Consider the following 21,350-nt stretch of genomic DNA (forward strand, 5'->3'; position numbering starts at 1 on the left):
AAAGGAAGATTATAATGCCAAAACGTAATGATATAAAAACAATTTTGTTAATAGGTTCAGGACCTATTGTTATAGGACAAGCATGTGAGTTTGATTACTCTGGAACACAAGCAACAAAGACTCTTAAAGAGTTAGGTTATAGAGTTGTATTGGTAAATTCCAATCCAGCTACTATTATGACTGATCCTGAGTTTGCAGATAGAACATATATAGAACCAATTAATGAAGAGATAATAGCAAAGATTATAAAAAAAGAAAATGTAGATGCAATTTTGCCTACTATGGGTGGACAAACAGCACTTAATGCAGCTATGAGTATGTATGAAAAAGGCATGTTAGAAGGTATAAAATTTTTAGGAGCAAATCCTGAAGCTATTAAAAAAGGTGAAGATAGACAAGCCTTTAAAGAAGCAATGATAAAAATTGGTATGGATTTACCTATAAGTAGATATGCATATAATATGGATGAAGCTTTAAGTGCTGCTGAAGAGATAGGTTTCCCTCTCATCATTAGAGCTTCATATACACTTGCTGGTGGTGGTAGTGGTGTTGCATATAATATTGATGAATTTAAAGAACTTGCTGCAACAGGATTAGAAATTAGTCCTATTACAGAAATTTTGATTGAAGAGTCTCTTCTTGGTTGGAAAGAGTACGAGATGGAAGTAATCAGAGATAATGCTGATAACTGTATTATTGTATGTTCTATTGAAAACTTTGATCCAATGGGTGTTCATACTGGAGATAGTATAACTATGGCTCCTGCTTTAACTCTTACAGATAAAGAGTATCAAAAGATGAGAAATGCATCTTTTGCAATTTTACGTGAAATTGGTGTTGATACAGGTGGGAGTAATGTGCAATTTTCTGTTGATCCAAAAACAGGACGTATGACAGTAATTGAGATGAATCCTCGTGTTTCTCGCTCATCAGCACTTGCTTCAAAAGCGACAGGTTATCCTATTGCAAAAGTAGCAACTCTTTTAGCAGTTGGTTTTACTTTAGATGAAATTACAAATGACATTACAGGAACAGCAGCTAGTTTTGAGCCTGTTATTGATTATATAGTAACAAAGATTCCTCGTTTTACATTTGAAAAATTCCCTGTTGCTGATTCTACTTTAACTACTTCTATGAAAAGTGTTGGTGAAGTTATGGCAATTGGTAGAACTTTTAAAGAATCTTTTCAAAAAGCACTTTGTTCGCTTGAAACTGGACTAAGTGGATTTGATGAAATTACTTATGATATGGATACACTCAAAAAAGAGATTCGTCGTCCAAATGAGATAAGAATGCTTTGTGTGATGGAAGCACTTGGTCGTGGTATAAGTGTCGATGAAATTTATGAGTTATGTAAAATTGATAAGTGGTATTTAAATCAATTTAAAGATATATTAGATTTAGAGAAAAAGTTAGATATGTTTGCTCTTAATGATGAAAAACTTTTAAGAAAAGCAAAAAGTTATGGTTTCTCTGATAAAAAAATTGCTTGGTTAATTAACAAATACGATAATTTAGAATTAACACAAAATGATATATATACAGCACGTACAAAACTTGGAATAAATTTGGAATACAATGAAGTAGATACTTGTGCAGCAGAATTTAAAGCTTTAACACCTTATCTTTATTCAACAACAAATATAACGAAATTACCAAAAGTTGAGGAAAAAGCTGATAATAAGAAAAAAGTAATGATTATAGGTGGCGGACCAAATAGAATTGGGCAAGGTATTGAGTTTGATTACTGTTGTGTTCATGCTTCTTATGCACTTCGTGATTTAGGAGTTACAACTATTATGTATAACTGTAATCCTGAAACAGTTTCAACTGATTATGATACAAGTGATATTCTTTATTTTGAACCAATTGATTTTGAACATGTAAGAAGTGTGGTTGAGAGAGAAAATCCAGATGGCATTATTGTTCACTTTGGAGGACAAACTCCTCTAAAAATTGCTAAAAGATTAACAGTAATTGGTGGAAAAATTATAGGAACTACAGCACGTGTAATTGATGAAGCTGAAGATAGAGAAAAATTTTCTAAATTTTTAAGAGACAATGACATAAAACAACCAAATAATGCAACAGCAACGAGCCAAGAAGAAGCAATAAAATATGCACAAGAGATAGGGTATCCTGTTCTTGTACGTCCTTCTTATGTTCTTGGTGGAAGAGCTATGAGAACTGTATATAATGAAGAAGAATTAAAACAATATATGACAGAAGCAGTAAGTGTTTCTCATAATTCTCCAGTATTACTTGATCAATTTTTAGATCGTGCTATTGAGCTTGATGTAGATGCTGTTTGTGATGGAACAGATGTTTATATCGGCGGAATTATGCAGCATATAGAAGAAGCAGGAATCCATAGTGGGGATAGCGCTTGTTCATTGCCAGCAATTAGTTTAAGTGATAGAATAATAAAAAAAGTAGAAGAACAAACAAAAAAAATAGCACTTAATCTTGGAGTTGTTGGTCTTATGAATATTCAATATGCAATTTATGATGATGATGTTTATATGATTGAAGTTAATCCAAGAGCAAGTAGAACAGTACCATTTGTATCTAAAGCTACAGGTATTCCTTTGGCAAAAGTTGCTACTCGTGTTATGTACCAAGGTGATTTGAAAGAAGCGCTAAGTTTTTATGATAAATATAATGTTGTTGAAGAAGTTGATGGTTTATTAAAACCTAAATTAAAAGGACATGTTTCAGTCAAAGAGGCAGTTTTCCCATTTAGTAAGCTAGCTGGTGCAGATTTAATTTTAGGGCCTGAGATGAAATCAACAGGTGAAGTTATGGGCATAAGTGACTCATTTGCTACTTCATTTGCAAAAGCACAAATTGCATCATCAAATATGATACCAAGTAAAGGAACAGTATTTATCTCCTTGACTGATATTGATAAAGCATACGCAAAAGATATTGGTGCTGGTTTTGAAAAACTTGGTTTTACAATTTTAGCAACTGGTGGAACTCATAATGCTCTTGTTATGGCAGGAGTTAATTCACAATTTGTTCATAAAATTAGTGAAGGTCGACCAAACATAGAAGATAAATTAAAAAATGGTGACGTAGATTTAGTGATTAATACAAGTGATGCAAAATCAAGTAAAGATGATGCTAAAAAAATACGCCAGTCTGTTTTAAGATTTAATATTCCTTATTTTACAACTATTGCAGCTGCAAGTGCAGCAGTAGAGTCTATTAAAAATATAGAAGATGGTAGTGCATTAGAGCCTAAAGCTCTTCAGGATTACTTGCAATAAAATGTTAAATCCACAGTTAGTTTATCTTGTTCAAACAGAGACTACTGTGGGTTTTTTATCTCAAGATGCTGAGAAGTTGTCAGATTCAAAAGAAAGAGACAAAAAACAGCCTTTCATAAGATGTGTAGATTCTCTTAGTACATTAAAGAAATTTTCTAGAGTTCCTAAAAAATTTAAAAACAAGATTAGACGTTCACAAAAAATAACATTTATTTATCCAAATAATCAAGCTATTCGACTTGTTAAAGATTCTGAACATTTAAAGTTTTTAAAACAACTTCAATGGGCTTATTCATCTTCTGCAAATTTAACAAAGAAAAATTTTGATGAGTCTTATGCCAAGAAAAAAGCTGATATAATAGTTGAAGATAAAAGAGGTTTTTTTGAAGGTAAACCTTCAAGTATTATAAAATTTAACAATAAAAAATTAAAAAAGTTACGATAAAAGGAGAAATTAAAATGATGAACCGTTTATTGAATTCTTTGTTTATGGGTTTTATATTTATTAGTATTTTGGATTTTCTTTATTTTATCGGTTTAAAACTTAATTATTTTGATTTATATAAGATAGATGAATATTTTAATGTTATATTTTTTGATAATCAAAATTTTTATATTTTAGTTCCAGTATCTCTTGTAGTAGGTTATTTACTTATGTATAGTAAATTTTCTAAGTTATTTATGAAAGTATATGTAGTTGTTATTCTTCTTTTTGCTTCAACACTTTATGAGCCTATTGGAAAAAGTTTTGGTCAGAGTATTTTTATGCAAGAGAACCAACGTCTTAAACTTGGTTCTACTACATTTAGTGGTGATACCCTTTATATAGGAAGAAAAAATATTTATATTTACAGAAAAGAGTTAGCAAAAACGGTTAAACTTAAAAAAGATGAAGTTAAGAATTTAACAATTTTCTAATAGCTAAAGAAGACAGAGTAAGCCCAAAACTTCCTGTAACTCCTACAAAGCTTCCCAATCCTTGGCAATTTGGAAGCTCAGGTGAGAATACAACATCGAACTTCTTTTTAAAACCAACTTTTTTTAATTCATAACGAAATTTTTTAGCAAGTCCATCACCATGAGTTTTCCAAATATTGGTTATTTCTATTTTTGTTGGGTCCATTTTCTTAGCACCTCCCATAGAACTTATAAGTTTATGGGAAACTTTTTGAGCAATAGCTACTTTTGCAGGCATATCATCAATCGCATCAATAACTAAATCAAAAGGTTCAAAATCAAACTCTTCAACCCATTGTGGTGTGATTTTTAAATCAAACCCTTCAATTCCCGCATAAAGCTCTTTCATTCTTTCAACTTTTATCATGCCAATAGCTTCACTTCCTAGCTGGCGGTTTTGATTTGTAATTTCGAAAGTATCAAAATCAATGATTGTAATAGAACCAATTCCAGCTCTATAAAGAGCATCTAAGCAAAAGCCACCAACACCACCAACACCTAAGAGTAAAATTTTTGCTTTTTGTAATTTTTCAAAATCATCTTGAAAAAGCAGTCTAGACCTGCTAAATCTATCATCCATTTTCTATCCATTCATTTAAAGTATTTATATCATCATAAGAGCTCATGTCAAGTTTTATTGGAGTGATTGATACATAGTTTTGTTCAATAGCACTCAAATCACAACTTTTCATTTTACTCTCTTTCCATTCTAATACATGAGTTCCTATCCAGTAGTACTCTTCTCCTCTAGGATTTCTATGAAGATGCGCGTCATTGCCATACATTTTATATCCTGCATGGGTTATTTTAACACCTTTACAATCTTCTTCTTTTATAGGAGGAATATTGATATTTAAAAACCTTCTTTCTTGTAATGGAAATCCACCATCAAGAATTTTTTTAGCTATATCATGTGCATATTTTTGTGCCAGAGTATAACCATATGTTTTAATAGAAGCAGGTCCATTTTTATAAACTTGAGAGATAGCAATAGCTGGGATTCCTTGAAGTACCGCTTCCATTGCAGCACTTGCTGTTCCACTGTATGTTATATCTTCACCCATATTTGAGCCATTGTTTATACCACTCACAACTAAATCCGGCATTTTATCTTCTTCAAAAAGAGCATATTTAGAAAGATAAATACAATCACTTGGTGTTCCATCATCGAGTTTAAAAAAATCATCGTCAATTTCAACAAAGCGTAGAGGACGAGTGAGTGTAAGTGAATGTCCACAAGCAGATTTTTCAGTAGTTGGTGCTACTACGGTTACTTGCCCTAAAGGCCGCAGTGCTTCAACTAAAGCTTTTAGTCCTTCTGACTCAAAACCATCATCATTTGTTACTAATATTCTTTTCATTATTTCTCCTTTAACTTTGAACAAGTCCAAAGTTAAATTTCTCTCACTAAAGCTTTTGCTTTGCGAAGAATTTATTATTTATTTTTAGGGAATTATACCTAATTATAAACACTAACTACACAGTATGACGATACTATACATATAAGGAAAGTAAAATTTAAGATAAAAGGAGAACATTATGTGTATGATGCAATCACCAATAAATAGAAGACAGATAAATGTTCATAAGTACAAAAAGTATGAAAAAAAAGAAGAAACGCCTTTTAATAAAGAACTATTGAAACCTGACCCTCATTTTATTGATGAGAGAAAAGTTGAAAAAGAAGAAGATAAAGGATTTTTTAGTAAACTATTGGGACTATAATATTAGGAGTACTTTTGAGTCCTGTAAAACTTCTTGTTTCTGCTCTTGAACCATCAGCTAATTTACATATGGAGCCTATAATAAAAGCAATAGGAAATTGTGAATTATTAGGTATTTTTGATGAAAAATTTGGCAAACCACTACTTCCTAGTCGAGCATTTTCTATCATGGGTTTTGTAGATGCTATTCCTAAAATAAGATTGGCTAAAAAAACTATTGAAAAGATGGCTCAGCTTAGTTTATTAGTGGATACAGTTATACTTATAGATTCTCCTGCTTTTAATCTTCCTTTGGCAAAAGCTATAAAAAAAATCAATCCAAATGTAAAAATTATCTATTATATTCTTCCCCAAGTTTGGGCTTGGAAAGAAAAACGAGTAGCAAAAGTTGAAAAGTATTGTGATGTTTTGGCTTCAATACTTCCATTTGAACAGCAGTTTTATAACCGAGCTAAGTATGTAGGACATCCTCTTTTAGATGAAATTGCTACATGTAAAGAAAAATATGAAGCGACAGGATATATCGCATATCTTCCAGGAAGTAGAAAAAGTGAAATAAAAAAGCTTATGCCTATTTATAAAGAGGTGGCAAAAAAGATAAATAAAAACAATATATTAGTAATCCCACCACATTTTAATTCTCAAGAGATAAAAGAAATATACGGAGACATTAGAGAGTTTGATATCTCTCGTGATACGTACAAAACTTTTTTAAAAAGTGAATTTGCATTTGTGTGTTCAGGAACAGCTACACTAGAAGCTTCATTGATTGGAGTTCCTTTAGTTTTAGCCTATAAGGCAAAAGCATTTGATGCATTTATTGCTAGGATGTTTGTAAAACTAAAACATGTAGGTTTAGCCAATATTATTTTTGATTTTGAAGGGTATGATCCTTTACATGTAGAACTTTTACAAGAGAAGGTTACTGTAGAAAATTTGATGGATGAATACGTACATATGGATAGAAAACTTTTTTATGAGAACTCTTTAAAATTGCATAGAATTTTAAAGCATGGTAGTGCAAATGAGATGATAAAGCTAATTAAGATATAATAAGAACAAAATGTGATTTGGAGTAGTAATGACAAAAGAACCAATGACCCAGTTTGGGCATTCAAAGCTAAAAAATGAACTAAATGATTTAAAAAAAGTACAAAGACCTGAAACTGTTGAAGAGATTGATATAGCAAGAAGCCATGGGGATTTAAAAGAAAATGCAGAATACCATGCGGCAAGAGAAAAGTTGAGATTTATAGAATCAAGAATAGCTGAACTTAGTGATCTTTTAGTAAATTCTCAGTTAGTTGATCCATCTTCTTATGCTCACGATAAAGTAAGATTTGGCTCAACAGTAGAATTAGAAAACTTAGTAACTGAAGAAAAAGCTGTTTACACAATAGTAGGAAAAACAGAGAGTAATCCAGATGTGGGGCTTATTTCTTTTCATACACCATTAGCACGTGGACTTATGGGAAAAGAAGAGGGTGATGAAGTTGTAATTGCATTGCCTAGTGGAAAAGTTGAGTATGAAATACTTGAAGTTGCATATAAAAAAATAGATTTTAAAGAGTAGAAAATGATAAAAGTAGCCATTATTGGAGCGAGTGGATATACCGGTTTAGAGTTAGTAAAGATTTTACATGCTCATCCAAAGTTTGAAATAACTTATATAGGAACTAGTAAAGGCGGTGAAAGCTTAACTGACTTACATCCAAGTTTAACAAACATAGTAGAATTTGATGTAAAAAAAAGTAACGCAAAAGAGATTGCAAAAGTCACAGATTTAGCTTTTTTAGCATTGCCTCATAAAGCTTCTATGGGTTTTGCGAAAGATCTTTTAAATTTGGGTGTAAAAATTGTAGATTTATCGGCTGATTATAGATTAGAACTAGATACTTATGAAGAGTTTTATTGTGAACATGAAGATAAAGAAAATTTACCAAAGGCAGTTTATGGCTTACCTGAAATGTATAGAGAAGAGATATCTAAAACTTCTTTAGTTGCAAATCCTGGTTGTTATCCAACAGCAACACTATTAGGACTTTTACCATTTGCTCAGTATATAGATGAAAATAGTCCTATTTTCATAGATGCTAAAAGCGGTTTAAGTGGAGCTGGAAAAAAAGTCAATGAAATAACACAATTTGTAAATATAAATGAAAATATGTTTGCATATAATCCTTTGAAACATAGGCATTCTCCTGAAATACAAGAGAAGTTAAAGCTCCTTACATGTAAAGATTTTGAAGTAAATTTTGTACCGCATCTTATACCTATTACAAGAGGAGAACTTGTAAGCATATATTTAAAACTAAGTTCAGATATTGATGCAAATTCTATTTTAAAAGAGTTTTATAAAAATGAACAATTTATAAGGATTAGAGAAACTCCTGTTGATTTAAAATCAACTGCAGGGACAAATTTTTGTGATATATTTGTAGCTCAAAATGGTACATCTTTGTTCATATCTTCTAGTATAGATAATTTACTCAAAGGTTCTTCATCAGGAGCCGTAGTAAATGCAAATATTATGTGTGGGTATGAAGAAAACTTAGGAATTCCAATTTTTGCTTATGTGCCTTAAAATAAATAATGGAGCTATATTTATAGCAGATGCACATGAAGATGAAAATAACGAGGATTTTTATAATTTTTTAAAACAAATAGATAGTAAAAAAATACAAGCAAGTCAACTTTTTTTAATGGGTGATATGTTTGATTTGCTTGTAGGCAAAGTAAATTATGGTGTTAGTAAGTATAAAAAATATATAGAGCTTATTGAAAAAATATCTTGCAGTATTGAAGTCATTTATTATGAAGGTAATCATGACTTCTCTTTATCCACTCTTTTTAAAAATGTAAAAGTAATTCCTATAGAAAATCAGCCAACAAAAGCATTACTAGAAGATGGTACAGTAGTTTATCTCTCACATGGGGATAAGTATGGTGATCTTATTCATAAAATATATACTAAACTCATACGCTCAAATGGAGTTTTAAAAGTTTTAAATATGATTGATATGATGACAAACAATACAATATCAAAGAACATAGAAAATGCTCAATTAAAAAAACACTTATGTAAAAAAATAGAAAATTTTGAAGATATTATATCTGCAAAACTTTTTCATTATAAAGCTTTGAAAAATAGTTATATTTTAGAAGGGCATTATCATCAAAATTATAAATTTAAAAGAAATGATATTAATTATATCAATTTGCCATCCTTTGCGTGTAAGCAAAGTTATTTTATTGTAGAATGTTCTTATGACGAAAAATTTGCGCTAAGGGGCTGCAATGTTTGATGATGATGTTTTAAAAGTAGGCTCCAATGAAATGGAGTTGGTTGATTTTCGTATTCTTAAAGAAGAAGATGGAAATGTGTATGAAGGTATATATGGAGTAAATGTAGCAAAAGTTAGGGAAATAATCAAAATTCCTAAATTGACAGAACTTCCTGGTGTTCCTCCATATATAGAAGGTATTTTTGATCTTCGTGGTGTAGTTATTCCTGTGGTAAATTTAGCTAAATGGATGAAAATAAATGAACCAGCAGCGGAAAACTTAAAACCTAGAGTAGTTATTACTGAGTTTAGTGATATCCTCATAGGTTTTATAGTTCACGAAGCAAAAAGAATCAGAAGAATAAGTTGGAATGATATCGAACCAGCATCTTTTGTCTCTGGTATGGGGTCACTTGACAAGTCTCAGATAACAGGTGTTACAAGGATAGAAAATGATGAAGTTCTTCTTATTTTAGATCTTGAAAGTGTTGTTCAAGAGTTGGGAATTTATCAACCTAATGTTGAAGCTGATAACCAAGTCATTGATAAGATATCAGGAACAGCTCTTATATTAGATGATAGTTTGACTGCTAGAAAATTAGTTCATGATGCTTTAATGAGAATGGGTTTACGTGTAATTGAAGCTAAAGATGGAATAGAAGGTGTTCAAAAACTCAATGAAATGTATGATGCTTATGGTAAAGACTTATCTAAAGAGCTAAAAATTATCATTTCAGATGTTGAAATGCCTAAGATGGACGGTTTCCATTTTGCTGCAAATATTAAAGAAGATGAGAGATTTGTTGATATTCCTATTGTCTTTAATTCTTCTATTAGTGATCATTTTAGTGAGTTAAGAGGAAAAGAGGCGGGCGGTGAAGCCTATTTAACAAAATTTGATGCGGCGATTTTTTACAAAGAGATTTCTAAAGTAATAAAATCACACGTTAAAATAGCTGAGTAAGGAAGAACGATGGATGATATTCAAGAAATTTTAGAAGATTTTTTGATCGAAGCGTTTGAACTTATTGAACAGCTTGATCAAGATTTAGTAGAGTTAGAGAGTAATCCTGAAGATTTAGAGTTACTCAATAGTATATTTAGAGTGGCTCATACTGTCAAAGGTTCTTCTTCATTTTTAAGTTTTGATGTTTTAACAAAACTTACACATCATATGGAAGATGTCTTAAATAAAGCAAGAAAAGGTGAATTAAAAATCACTGAAGATGTTATGGATGTGGTATTAGAATCAATCGATATGATGAAAACTTTACTTCATTGTATACGTGATAATGGTAATGATACAGCTATAGGGATGCAATTAGATGATATTATTGCTCGCTTAGAAGCAGTTAGTGAAGGAAAAGAGATACCTGAAGAAGCGACGAAATCAGAAGTAGTAGAAAAATCAGAGCCTGAAGTAGATACTACACCAGAACCTGAGGTAGAAGAAGCCTCTGAAAGTTCTGATACTGAAGATTATTCTAGTATGAGTGATGATGAAGTAGAAGCTGAAATAGAAAGACTTCTCAATGAAAAAAGAGAAGAAACAAAAAAGAAAAAAGCTATAAAAAAAGAAGTTCATCAAGAAGCTCCTGCTAAAGCAGATAGTACTGTTGCTGCACCTACTGCTGCAGCACCTACTCCACCTGCAAAAAAACAAGCTTCAACATTAGAGCAAACAATTAGAGTAGAAGTAAATAGACTTGATCACTTAATGAACCTTATAGGGGAATTAGTGCTTGGGAAAAATAGATTACTTAAGATATATGATGATGTTGAAGAGAGATATGAGGGTGAAAAATTCTTAGAAGAGTTAAATCAAGTAGTTTCTGCGATTTCACTTGTTACAACAGATTTACAAATAGCTGTTATGAAAACAAGAATGTTACCAATTGCAAAAGTTTTTAATAAATTTCCAAGAATGGTTCGTGATTTGTCTCGTGAACTTGGAAAAGGAATTGAACTTAAAATATCTGGTGAAGAGACTGAGCTTGATAAATCAATTGTTGAAGAAATTGGTGATCCTTTAGTTCATATTATTAGAAATTCATGTGACCATGGTGTAGAAGATGGGGATACAAGAGAAGCATTAGGTAAAAATAAAACAGGTTTAATTGAGCTTAAAGCTTATAATGAAGGTAATTCTATTGTTATTGAAATTACTGATGATGGTAAAGGACTAGATGCTGATTTACTTCGTTCAAAAGCAATTGAGCGTGGTATGATTAGTGAACAAGAAGCTGATTCTATGAGTGATAGGGAAGCCTTTGCTCTTATTTTCAAACCAGCATTTTCAATGGCTGCAAAAGTTACTAATGTTTCAGGCCGTGGTGTTGGTATGGATGTTGTTAAAACCAACATAGAAAAATTAAATGGAATTATCGAGATAGATAGTGAAATTGGAAAAGGTACAGTCATTAAAATGAAGATACCTCTTACTCTTGCAATTATTCAAGCTCTTTTAGTTGGCGCACAAGAAGAGTTTTATGCTATTCCATTAGCTTCGGTTTCAGAAACAGTGAGAATCTCTTTAGATGAAATTTATACAGTTGAAGGAAGAAATGTTCTTCGTTTACGTGATGAAGTACTTTCTTTAGTAAGACTTTCTGATATATTTGGTGTTAAACAAGTATATGAACCAGGTGAGCATACATATGTAGTTGTTATTGGTTTGGCTGAATCAAAACTTGGTATTATTGTAGATACTTTAGTTGGACAAGAAGAAACTGTTATTAAGTCAATGGGTGATTATCTCCAAGGTATTGATGGAATTGCTGGGGCTACTATTCGTGGTGATGGTGGTGTAACTCTTATTGTTGATATTGCTTCACTCATGGAAATGGCAAAAGGCTTGAAAGTAAATATTCGTGAAAGTATGCAATCTAAAGCGAAAAAGAAAACAAGTCCAGAAGATTACACAGTTCTTGTTGTAGATGATAGTAAAATGGATAGAACTATTATGAAAAAATCTATGGAGCCAATAGGTCTTAAAACAATAGAAGCATCAAATGGTCAAGAAGCTTTAACGATGTTAAAATCAGGTGAACATGATATTGATGTAATACTTATTGATATTGAGATGCCAAGAATGGATGGATATACATTGGCTACAGAAATTAGAAAATACTCTAGATATAAAAAGTTACCTTTAATTGCGGTCACTTCTAGAACTTCTAAAGCCGATAGATTAAGAGGTGTAGAATCAGGTATGACAGAGTACATTACTAAGCCTTATTCGCCAGAGTACCTAGAGAATGTGGTACGTAAAAATACGAATCTAATAGCGGAGTGATATTATGTCAGATAAATTAAATCAGATATTTCAAAAACAACAAAAGCAGATAGATGGACCTGATAAAGCCGATGAGGATATTATCCAATTAGTTGGTTTTGTAGTAGGAGAAGAAGAGTACGCTATACCAATTTTAAATATTGTTGAAATTATAAAACCTATAGAGTTTACAAGGGTTCCAAGTGTTCCTGAGTATGTTCTAGGAGTTTTTAATATTAGAGGTAGTGTTATTCCTTTAATTGACTTAAGAAGAAGATTTAATCTTCCACCTGTAAATAATACAGGCGATACTAGATATATAGTAATGAAAGGTGAAGGTAATACTGCAGGTTTCGTTATTGATAGATTGACTGAAGCTATTAGGATTAAAAGAAATAGAATTGACCCAGCTCCAGAGACTGTTTCTAGTGAGAAAGGGATGATTTACGGAATTGGTAAACGTGAAGATAGTATGCTTACTATACTAAAAGTAGAGGCTCTTTTAAAAAGAGATTTTTAATCTCAAAGGCTGGTTTTAAACCAGCCTTCTTCTTTCTAAATATAATAAACTTTTTGACATAATATTGTATACTTTTGAAAAAGTTTAATAATCAACAGATAGGAATTTCATGAAATTATGTGTATTTGATTTTGATTCAACACTTATGGATGGCGAAACAATAGATTTTTTTGCTTCTAAAATGGGTGTTGAAAAAGAGGTTTCACAAATAACAGAACTTGCAATGCAAGGAAAACTAGATTTTTTTGAGAGTCTTACAACAAGAGTGAAACTCTTAAAAGGGCTTGACGCAAATGTAGTTGAGGAAGTGTGTAAAAGCTTACCTTATATGAATGGTGCAAAAGAAGCAATAGCTGGACTTAAAGCTAAAGGCTATAAAGTAGTTGTTTTTAGTGGAGGCTTTAGAAATGCGACTGGCTATGCAAAAGATATTTTAGGCTATGATATTGATTTTTCAAATGTTTTACATGTAAAGGATGGCAAGCTAACAGGATTAGTTGGTGGTGACATGATGTTTGATTTTTCAAAAGGTGATATGATGCAAAGACTTCAAAAGTTTTTAGGAGTCAGTAAAGCTGATACTATTGCCGTTGGAGATGGGGCGAATGATCGTTCAATGTTTGCTCATGCTAATTTGAAAGTAGCATTTTGTGCAAAAGATATTTTGAAAAAAGAGGCAAATGCTATAATAGACGAAAAAGATATGAGAAAATTATTGGAGTTAATTTAATGTGTAGAAAAGATATTAATTTTTCACTTTGGTGTGATTTTGTTGAGAGAAATTTTTTAGATGGTGAATTCAAAGACCTTATAAACAATAATGTAGTAAATGGAGCAACAAGTAATCCTGCTATTTTTAAATCTGCATTTTTGACTTCTCCTGCATATCAAGAAGATAGAGCGAGACTAAAAACAGATAATGCAAAAAGTATATATGAAAAATTGGCTATAGAAGATATTAAAAGAGCTGCTGCATCGATGGCTCATTTATATGAAAAAGATAATGATGGTTTTATTAGTATTGAAGTAGACCCTTTTCTTTGTGATGATGCCAAGGCAACTATAGAAGAAGGTAAAAGACTTTACAAAGCTATCGGTAAAAATAACGTAATGATAAAAGTTCCTGCAACCAAAGCTGGTTATGAAGCTATGGAAGTACTAATGAGTGACGGTATACATGTAAATGCTACACTTATTTTCTCTCCTGATCAAGCAAAAAATTGTGTTGAAGCTTTTAAAAGAGCAACGGATAAATATGAAAGTGGTGTAAAATTACCACAAGGTGTAATTAGTGTTTTTGTAAGTAGATTTGATGGTAAACTTGATTCTACTCTTAAAGATTTAGGTATGCAAACAGCAAAAGTAGGAATTTACAATGCAACACAAATATATCATCTTATAGAAGATTATAACATGCCAAACATAAGAACTCTTTTTGCAAGTACAGGTGTAAAAAGTGATGCTTTAGAAGTAGATTATTATATAAAAGAGCTTTTATTTAAAAATTCAGTTAATACAGCACCACTTGATACAATAAAAGCTTTTATTCAATCGAATGAAATAGAAGAAATTATTCCAAATAAAGAATATGAAGAGTTTTTTAATAACTTAGAAAAAAATGGTGTAGATATGGAAAAAGTTTATAGTGAACTTCTTCATGATGGACTAGTGTCATTTAAAGATGCTTTTAAACAAATTCTTGATGAATTATAGTTTAAATAAAAGTTAAAACCCTACTTTTTAGAAAGGAATATAGATATGCCAGTAACAGTTGATGTAGATTCTCTCACCTTTGAAATGACAAAAAGGCTTAAGTTTTATTTGAGTAAGTTAGTTGAATATAATGGCAGTGATCTTCATATAAAAAGTGGAACGAATATAAGAGGTAGAATAAATGGTGAAATAGTATCATTATCGAAAGAAATTCTATCTCATGAAGATGGTCTTACTCTTGCAAAAGAGCTTCTACGGGGTAGATTTCCTGAGTTAGTAGAAAGGAAAAATCTTGATTTTACTTTTAAATTAAATAATGAGTATAGATTTCGTGTTAATCTATTTTTTCAAGTAGATGGTGTTTCTGGTGTTTTTCGTACGATTCCTACGACTATGCCTACAGTAGAGTCACTTAACTTACCAAGTGTATTAAATAATTTTTGTAATATATCCAGAGGATTAGTTTTAGTGACAGGACCAACAGGAAGTGGTAAAACGACGACTTTAGCTTCATTAATTAATAATATTAACCTTAACCAAAAAAAACATATTATTACCATTGAAGATCCTGTAGAATTTGTGTATAAAGATGCAAAAAGTATAGTAAATCAAAGAGCAGTGGGACAAGATGCTATTAGTTTTGGGGATTCGTTAAGAGCGGCTTTGCGTGAAGATCCTGATGTAATTTTAGTGGGTGAAATGAGGGATTTAGAAACTATTGAAACAGCAATGCATGCTGCTGAGACAGGCCATTTAGTTCTTTCAACTTTACATACTGTTGATGCAAAAGAGACAATAGGACGTATTATTGGGATGTTTCCTGGAAATGAGCAAAATAGAATTAAAATGTCTTTAGCTTCTGTTTTACAAGGAGTAGTTTCTCAAAGACTAGTAGGAACTGTAGATGGTGGAAGAATTGCTGCTGTTGAAATTTTAGTGAAAAATTCAAGAATAGAAACTTTAATTTTAGAAGGTCGTGATACAGAAGTACCTGATGCTTTAAAAGAAGGAAAAGATGTTTATAAATCACAAACATTTGATCAAGCTCTCTTAGATCTTTATGCAAGTGGTAAGATTTCAAGAGAATCAGCATTAAATGCAGCAACTAGTAGAAATGATTTACTTATGGCATTAGATTTTTATGAAGCAGAGAAAAATATGAGTACAGGAAGAGAAAAAAGTTATATAGAAGAAGATAAAGATATATTAGGGTTAAAACAATAAAAATACTTGTGTTTAATCTAGTATTTAGTATATTTTATATATAATTTGCACCTTAATTTTTAAAAAGGACAGAAATGTTAGAAGGTATTATTAGAGAGAGTATCGACAAAAAAGCTACTAAAGCATTGAGAAGAGATGGTTTTCTAATTGCTAACATTTACGGAAAAGGTATTGAAAATATACATGCAGCGTTTAAAACAAACGATTTCGTAAGAGCAGTTAAAAACAAAACTTCTTTGGCTTTCCCAGTTAAAGTTGGTGGTACTGAGTATAAAGTAGTTGTACAAGAGTATCAAAAAGAGCCTATAAACAGTACACTTTTACATGTAGATTTACGTGTAGCACTTGATGGAGTACTTTCTAAGTACTTAGTTCCAGTTAAAACTGTTGGAACTCCAATAGGTTTAAAAAATAAAGGTATTTTAATTAATTCTAAAAAACGTCTTACTGTTAAATGTACAGGTGAGAACTTACCAGATAGTTTTACTCTAGATGTAAGTGATTTAGATGTGGGTAATGCAATTTTAATTCGTGATATTGAAGTACCTGCAAACGTACAAATCATGGAAGAAGATAGAGTTGCTGTTACTGGAGTTATAAAAGCTAAGTAACAATGACACTCATTGTAGGACTTGGTAACCCCGATTCTAAATATCAAAACAATCGGCACAATGTCGGATTTATGGTCATCGACAAATTAGTTGATGACCATAATTGTTCCCATATCAATAAATCCTCTTTTAGAGGTGAACTTTTTAAATCAAAAAATATACTTTTTTTAAAACCACATACATATATGAATCTTTCAGGTGAAAGTGTAAGAGCTGTTTGTGATTATTATAAACCAGAAAGAATTATAGTTATACATGATGATTTGGATTTGCCTTTTGGTACTTTGCGGTATAAAATTGCAGGAGGTCATGGTGGACATAATGGATTAAGGTCTATTGATGCACATATAGGAAAAGATTATTATAGGGTAAGAATAGGAATTGGCAAACCAAATAATAAACAAGATGTTGCTAATTATGTTTTATCTGATTTTCCAAAAGTACAGAGTGATAATCTAAAGAAGATATTAGAAATAAGTACACAAGCAACTAAAGGCCTTATAAATGGAGAGTTAAGTACAATCTCTTCAAAGTATACACTTAAAGAAAATTTTAATGATGGAAAGAAAATATGAAATTATTTCAAAAATATATAATTTTTAATTATTTAAAGAATTTTTTTATAATTTTTCTTTCATTAGAGTTTTTTTATGTAGGTGTAGATACCCTATCAAATTATAATGATTTTCCAGATTCTGCAAATTTACAGCTTCTTTATATCGTATTTAAAACATTAGATGCAATGAATTATGCTATTCCTCTTTCTATTGTTTTTGCTATGATTGTGACAAAATTTGCCATGATAAAATCCAATGAATTAGTTACTTTATATGCTGTTGGTATTACAAAAAAAGCTATAGTACAACCGCTTTTTTTATCTTCTTTAGCTTTAGCACTTATCTATATAAGTCTTAATTTTACCTCTTTTTCTTATGCATATGAGTATAGTAGAAATCTTTTAAAATATAGTACAATCTCAACTGCTTCAAATGAATTGTTTTTAAAAAATAATAATGAGTACATATATTTTAAAAAATTAGATCCTATTAAAAAGTATGGAAGCGATATTAAAATTTTTACTATAAAAAACAATGATTTAAGCCAGATAATCTCTGCAAAAAAGGGTTATTTTAATAAAGATAATTGGGTATTAATAGATGTTGTTATAAAAAATAAACCAGAAGTAGGAAGGATTGACGGCAAAGGGTTTACTCAAGAAGTCTATGATAAGTATAAAACTTTAAAAGATTTTAGACCAAAGATTATTGAAAATATTCATAAGGGAAAATATAACATGTCCATTATTGATACGATTGATGCTCTTGTTTTCTTCTCTTCACAAAATTTAAATTTAGATAGAATAAAAACCTTACTGTATTCACATGTTTTATTTCCTCTATTTGCTCCATTTTTAGTTGTAATTTTATTTTATAAATTGCCAATTAGTAATAGATTTTTTAATTTGGCTTTTTTGAGTTTCGTATTTATTTTTATAACTTTATCTACTTGGGGTATTTTATTTATACTCACAAAATTATCTTCTACTTCGGTAATTTTTCCAGAACTTGGAGTTATTTTACCTATCGTTCTCTTAGGATTTTTTGCTTTATTCTCTCACTATAAAGAAAATTAATAAACTTTTAGATAAAATAGATACATTTTACAAAGTTCTTAGTATTCCTAAGAATTGATAATATGAATTTTGCTTAGATGAGGGTTTAATATGGATTTAAAAAGTTTAGCGAATAGTTATGGTACACCACTTTATGTATATGATTTTGATTACATTGAAAAAAGATTTCTAGAGTTAAAAGAAGCATTTAAAGCAAGAAAATCTATTATATTTTATGCAGTAAAAGCCAATTCAAATTTATCTGTTTTAAAACATCTTGCTTCACTAGGTGCAGGATGTGATTGTGTTTCTATTGGTGAAGTTAAAAGAGCTTTACATGTAGGCGTTGCAAAATACAAGATTATTTTTTCAGGCGTGGGAAAAAAAGATGAAGAAATAAGAGAAGCTTTACAAAATGACATCTTGATGATTAATCTTGAGAGTGCAGAAGAGATGGATAGAGTTGAAATGATTGCTCATGAACTTGGTGTGAAAGCAAGAATCAGTGTAAGAGTCAATCCAAACATTGATCCAAAAACACACCCTTATATTTCAACAGGACTTCATGAAAATAAATTTGGTGTAGATATTGATACAGCAAAAAGAATGTATTTAAAAGCAAAAAACTCAGATAATTTAGATCCTATTGGAATACATTTTCATATAGGAAGTCAGATAACAGAACTAAATCCTTTCAAAGAAGCATCAAAAGTAGTTTCTGATTTGCTTAGAAATTTAATATCGTTAAATATAGATATTAAATTTTTTGATGTAGGTGGTGGAATTGGAATAAAATATCATGATGAAAAAACAATAGATCCTTACGAATATGCTCAAGGTATTTTAGAAAATTTAACAGGTTTAGATGTTACGCTTACTTGTGAACCAGGTCGTTTTTTAGTAGGTAATAGTGGTTGGTTTTTAACAAAAGTGCTCTATGAAAAGAAAAATGGTGAGAAAAGATTTGTCATAACTGATGGAGCTATGAATGATTTAATTCGCCCTAGTCTTTATGGAGCTTCACATGATTTGGAACTTCTTGGTAAAAATGATGAAGAGAAAAGTTTAGCAGATGTTGTAGGTCCTGTGTGTGAAAGCGGAGACTTTTTTGCAAAAGATGTTGCCTTAGCAAAAACAGAACATGATGATTTGATTGCTATAAAAAGTGCTGGAGCGTACTGCTTTACAATGAGTAGTAATTATAACACGAGAGGTCGAGTTGCTGAAGTAGCTGTGCAAAATGGTGAAGATAGACTTATCCGTCAAAGAGAGAGTTTTGAAGATATGATTGCAAATGAGGAAAAGTTTGCTAAATGAGTTATTTTATAGATGTTCAAGGTACTCTTATTGATGATAAAAACAAACAGCCAATTGCAGGTGCGTTAGAGTTCATTGATAATTTAAATGAGAGTAAAACTTCGTATTTAGTAGTGACAAATAACACAAAACAAAAAAGTGAAGAGTTTTATACATTTTTAACAAATCTTGGATTTAATATTCCAAAAAATTGTTACCTTGATCCATTTATGGTTTTGAAAAAGTCTTTACATGTAAAGAGAGTTTGCTGTTTTGGGCCACAAGAGTTTATTGATGTAGTTGAATCCTTAGGTTACGTAAATACCAAGGAAAACCCTGAAGCAATTTTAGTAACGAGTAGTAAAGATTTTCATTCAGAAGATTATGCGTTGATGATTGAAAAAGTCATGGATGGAGCACAACTCATAGGAATGCATGCTACGAGCACTTATGCTAAACAAGGCAAACGCTATCCTGGTGTTGGCGCTATTATGGAAATGCTTTCTTATGCTACAGGTTGTACATATACTGTTATAGGAAAACCTAGTAAAGCTTTTTATGAAGAGGGCTTAAAACTTCTAAACCTTACATCATTTGAAGAGATAGAGATGATAAGTGATGATGCAGTAGGTGATTTGTGTGGTATCAAAAGTTTGGGTGCAAAAACAACTTTAGTGCTGAGTGGAAAATGTAAGAGTGAAAAAGAAGCTTTACATGTAAAGACTTCAATAGACAAGATAGTACCAAATATAGGATGCATAAATGGATGAATTAGATATATTCCGTAAACAGATAGATGATATTGATAATGAAATATTAAAACTTTTAAATAAAAGAATGAAATCAGTTGAAGCTATTGGAAAAGCTAAACAGACAAGTGGTACATCTATCTATAGACCAGAGAGAGAAAAAGAGATACTTGATAGACTTAAAACACTTAATGATGGTATGCTTAACTCAAATGCTATTGACGCTATATACTTAGAAGTATTTGCTGTAAGTAGAAATCTTGAAATGCCTGAGAAAATTGTATTTTTAGGGCCAGAAGGAAGTTATACACATCAAGTTGCAGAGAGTCGTTTTGGAGCAATGGGAAACTATATAGCTTTAAATAGTGTTGAAGCAGTGTTTAATGTTTTACAAAATAAAGAAGCTAAATATGGTGTTGTTCCTATTGAAAATAACACTGAAGGTGCTGTTGGTATAACACTTGATTGTTTGGGTAAATTTGAATCGTTAATAGTTGCAGAAATTTATATGGATATTCATCACTCTTTTGCTACAAATTGTGAAAATTTAAAAGATATTAAGAAAATTTATTCACATCCTCAAGGCTACAATCAGTGTAGAAAATTTTTAGAAGAACACATGCTTATGGATGTAGAATTTATTCCAACAAAATCAACAGCAGCTTCTGCAAAATTGGCAGCAAGCGAGCCAAATTGTGCTTCTATCTGTTCACATATAGCTGCAAAACTTTATAATGTTCCAATTTTATTCGAAAAGATTGAAGATAATTTAGCGAATAAAACAAGATTTTTAATTTTGAGTGATTTTAAAAATAAGGCTGGATTACAAAATAAAACTTCTATTTTGGCAAAAACTCAAAATAGACCTGGTGGACTTGTGAAATTTTTACAAAGCTTTGAAAATGAAAAAGTAAATATTACAAAAATAGAATCTCGTCCTGTAAAGAAAAGTGGTTTTGAAGCAGTTTTTTATTTGGATTTTGAAGGGCATATAGATGATGAAAATGTCCAAAAAGTTTTGAAAGCCAATGAAGGTATTAATGAAATAAAGTGGTTAGGAAGCTATGTAAAAGCTGGAGAATAAGTAAGTGCAGTTTTCTAGAGATGTTGAGAA

The 21,350-nt window shown here is 30.8% G+C and carries 22 protein-coding genes; 20 read left to right on the forward strand and 2 right to left on the reverse strand.

Annotated elements, in window-relative coordinates; genetic code table 11:
* The first annotated feature begins 14 nt into the window (after nucleotides 1–14).
* From carB to K354_RS0107925, 3 genes are read left to right on the forward strand one after another with little or no spacing between them, the layout of a single operon-like run.
* On the forward strand, nucleotides 15–3,272 hold the full coding sequence (carB, locus tag K354_RS0107915) for a carbamoyl-phosphate synthase large subunit (RefSeq protein WP_024954967.1): 3,258 nt from the start codon (nucleotides 15–17) through the stop codon (nucleotides 3,270–3,272).
* Between the two features lies 1 nt (nucleotide 3,273).
* Entirely contained in the window at nucleotides 3,274–3,717 is a 444-nt protein-coding gene (locus K354_RS0107920; protein WP_024954968.1) for a Sua5/YciO/YrdC/YwlC family protein, read from the forward strand.
* Between the two features lie 14 nt (nucleotides 3,718–3,731).
* On the forward strand, nucleotides 3,732–4,190 hold the full coding sequence (locus K354_RS0107925) for a hypothetical protein (protein WP_024954969.1): 459 nt from the start codon (nucleotides 3,732–3,734) through the stop codon (nucleotides 4,188–4,190).
* Here the strand turns inward: K354_RS0107925 and K354_RS0107930 are convergent.
* Both K354_RS0107930 and surE read right to left on the reverse strand, forming a co-directional pair.
* Nucleotides 4,168–4,809 (reverse strand): tRNA threonylcarbamoyladenosine dehydratase, encoded by a 642-nt coding sequence (locus tag K354_RS0107930; protein ID WP_024954970.1) that lies wholly within the window; start codon nucleotides 4,807–4,809, stop codon nucleotides 4,168–4,170. The two genes, K354_RS0107925 and K354_RS0107930, sit on opposite strands and share 23 nt — an antisense overlap.
* The gene (gene surE / locus K354_RS0107935; RefSeq protein WP_024954971.1) at nucleotides 4,802–5,590 is read right to left on the reverse strand and encodes a 5'/3'-nucleotidase SurE; all 789 of its coding nucleotides are present in this window, start codon (nucleotides 5,588–5,590) and stop codon (nucleotides 4,802–4,804) included. Before surE ends, K354_RS0107930 begins: the two co-directional genes overlap by 8 nt.
* Nucleotides 5,591–5,774: 184 nt before the next feature.
* Here surE and K354_RS0107940 point away from each other — a divergent pair, with 184 nt between their 5' ends.
* The 17 genes from K354_RS0107940 to pheA all read left to right on the forward strand — a co-directional run bounded on the left by K354_RS0107940 (nucleotide 5,775) and on the right by pheA (nucleotide 21,320).
* A complete protein-coding gene (locus tag K354_RS0107940; protein WP_169733425.1) occupies nucleotides 5,775–5,954 on the forward strand; it encodes a hypothetical protein in 180 nt (59 codons plus the stop codon).
* Between the two features lie 14 nt (nucleotides 5,955–5,968).
* The gene (lpxB, locus tag K354_RS0107945; RefSeq protein ID WP_024954973.1) at nucleotides 5,969–7,006 is read left to right on the forward strand and encodes a lipid-A-disaccharide synthase; all 1,038 of its coding nucleotides are present in this window, start codon (nucleotides 5,969–5,971) and stop codon (nucleotides 7,004–7,006) included.
* A gap of 28 nt (nucleotides 7,007–7,034) precedes the next feature.
* On the forward strand, nucleotides 7,035–7,526 hold the full coding sequence (gene greA, locus K354_RS0107950; protein ID WP_024954974.1) for a transcription elongation factor GreA: 492 nt from the start codon (nucleotides 7,035–7,037) through the stop codon (nucleotides 7,524–7,526).
* Between the two features lie 3 nt (nucleotides 7,527–7,529).
* Entirely contained in the window at nucleotides 7,530–8,537 is a 1,008-nt protein-coding gene (gene argC / locus K354_RS0107955) for an N-acetyl-gamma-glutamyl-phosphate reductase (RefSeq protein ID WP_024954975.1), read from the forward strand.
* Entirely contained in the window at nucleotides 8,527–9,258 is a 732-nt protein-coding gene (locus K354_RS0107960) for a UDP-2,3-diacylglucosamine diphosphatase (protein ID WP_024954976.1), read from the forward strand. Before argC ends, K354_RS0107960 begins: the two co-directional genes overlap by 11 nt.
* Nucleotides 9,251–10,201: a chemotaxis protein gene (locus K354_RS0107965; RefSeq protein ID WP_024954977.1), complete on the forward strand. Its 951-nt coding sequence runs from the start codon at nucleotides 9,251–9,253 to the stop codon at nucleotides 10,199–10,201. The genes K354_RS0107960 and K354_RS0107965 overlap by 8 nt, the downstream gene beginning before the upstream one ends.
* 9 nt (nucleotides 10,202–10,210) lie before the next feature.
* Nucleotides 10,211–12,532: a hybrid sensor histidine kinase/response regulator gene (locus tag K354_RS0107970; RefSeq protein WP_024954978.1), complete on the forward strand. Its 2,322-nt coding sequence runs from the start codon at nucleotides 10,211–10,213 to the stop codon at nucleotides 12,530–12,532.
* Nucleotides 12,533–12,536: 4 nt separating this feature from the next.
* On the forward strand, nucleotides 12,537–13,031 hold the full coding sequence (locus K354_RS0107975) for a chemotaxis protein CheW (RefSeq protein WP_037940476.1): 495 nt from the start codon (nucleotides 12,537–12,539) through the stop codon (nucleotides 13,029–13,031).
* Between the two features lie 109 nt (nucleotides 13,032–13,140).
* Nucleotides 13,141–13,761, forward strand: coding sequence for a phosphoserine phosphatase SerB (gene serB, locus K354_RS0107980; RefSeq protein ID WP_024954980.1), 621 nt, complete (start codon nucleotides 13,141–13,143; stop codon nucleotides 13,759–13,761).
* Nucleotides 13,761–14,744, forward strand: coding sequence for a transaldolase (locus tag K354_RS0107985; protein ID WP_024954981.1), 984 nt, complete (start codon nucleotides 13,761–13,763; stop codon nucleotides 14,742–14,744). The genes serB and K354_RS0107985 overlap by 1 nt, the downstream gene beginning before the upstream one ends.
* Nucleotides 14,745–14,789: 45 nt before the next feature.
* Nucleotides 14,790–15,968, forward strand: coding sequence for a type IV pilus twitching motility protein PilT (locus K354_RS0107990; RefSeq protein WP_024954982.1), 1,179 nt, complete (start codon nucleotides 14,790–14,792; stop codon nucleotides 15,966–15,968).
* Between the two features lie 74 nt (nucleotides 15,969–16,042).
* Complete coding sequence (locus K354_RS0107995) at nucleotides 16,043–16,579, forward strand: 50S ribosomal protein L25/general stress protein Ctc (RefSeq protein WP_024954983.1); 537 nt, start codon at nucleotides 16,043–16,045, stop codon at nucleotides 16,577–16,579.
* 2 nt (nucleotides 16,580–16,581) lie between these two features.
* Nucleotides 16,582–17,154 (forward strand): aminoacyl-tRNA hydrolase, encoded by a 573-nt coding sequence (pth, locus tag K354_RS0108000; protein WP_024954984.1) that lies wholly within the window; start codon nucleotides 16,582–16,584, stop codon nucleotides 17,152–17,154.
* Entirely contained in the window at nucleotides 17,151–18,212 is a 1,062-nt protein-coding gene (locus tag K354_RS0108005) for an LptF/LptG family permease (protein ID WP_024954985.1), read from the forward strand. Before pth ends, K354_RS0108005 begins: the two co-directional genes overlap by 4 nt.
* Before the next feature lie 90 nt (nucleotides 18,213–18,302).
* On the forward strand, nucleotides 18,303–19,508 hold the full coding sequence (gene lysA, locus K354_RS0108010; protein WP_024954986.1) for a diaminopimelate decarboxylase: 1,206 nt from the start codon (nucleotides 18,303–18,305) through the stop codon (nucleotides 19,506–19,508).
* Nucleotides 19,505–20,257, forward strand: coding sequence for an HAD-IIA family hydrolase (locus K354_RS0108015; protein WP_024954987.1), 753 nt, complete (start codon nucleotides 19,505–19,507; stop codon nucleotides 20,255–20,257). Before lysA ends, K354_RS0108015 begins: the two co-directional genes overlap by 4 nt.
* Complete coding sequence (gene pheA / locus K354_RS0108020; protein ID WP_024954988.1) at nucleotides 20,250–21,320, forward strand: prephenate dehydratase; 1,071 nt, start codon at nucleotides 20,250–20,252, stop codon at nucleotides 21,318–21,320. Before K354_RS0108015 ends, pheA begins: the two co-directional genes overlap by 8 nt.
* Nucleotides 21,321–21,350: the final 30 nt, after the last annotated feature.

The sequence above is a fragment of the Sulfurospirillum arcachonense DSM 9755 genome (assembly GCF_000597725.1).
GTDB lineage: Bacteria > Campylobacterota > Campylobacteria > Campylobacterales > Sulfurospirillaceae > Sulfurospirillum_A > Sulfurospirillum_A arcachonense.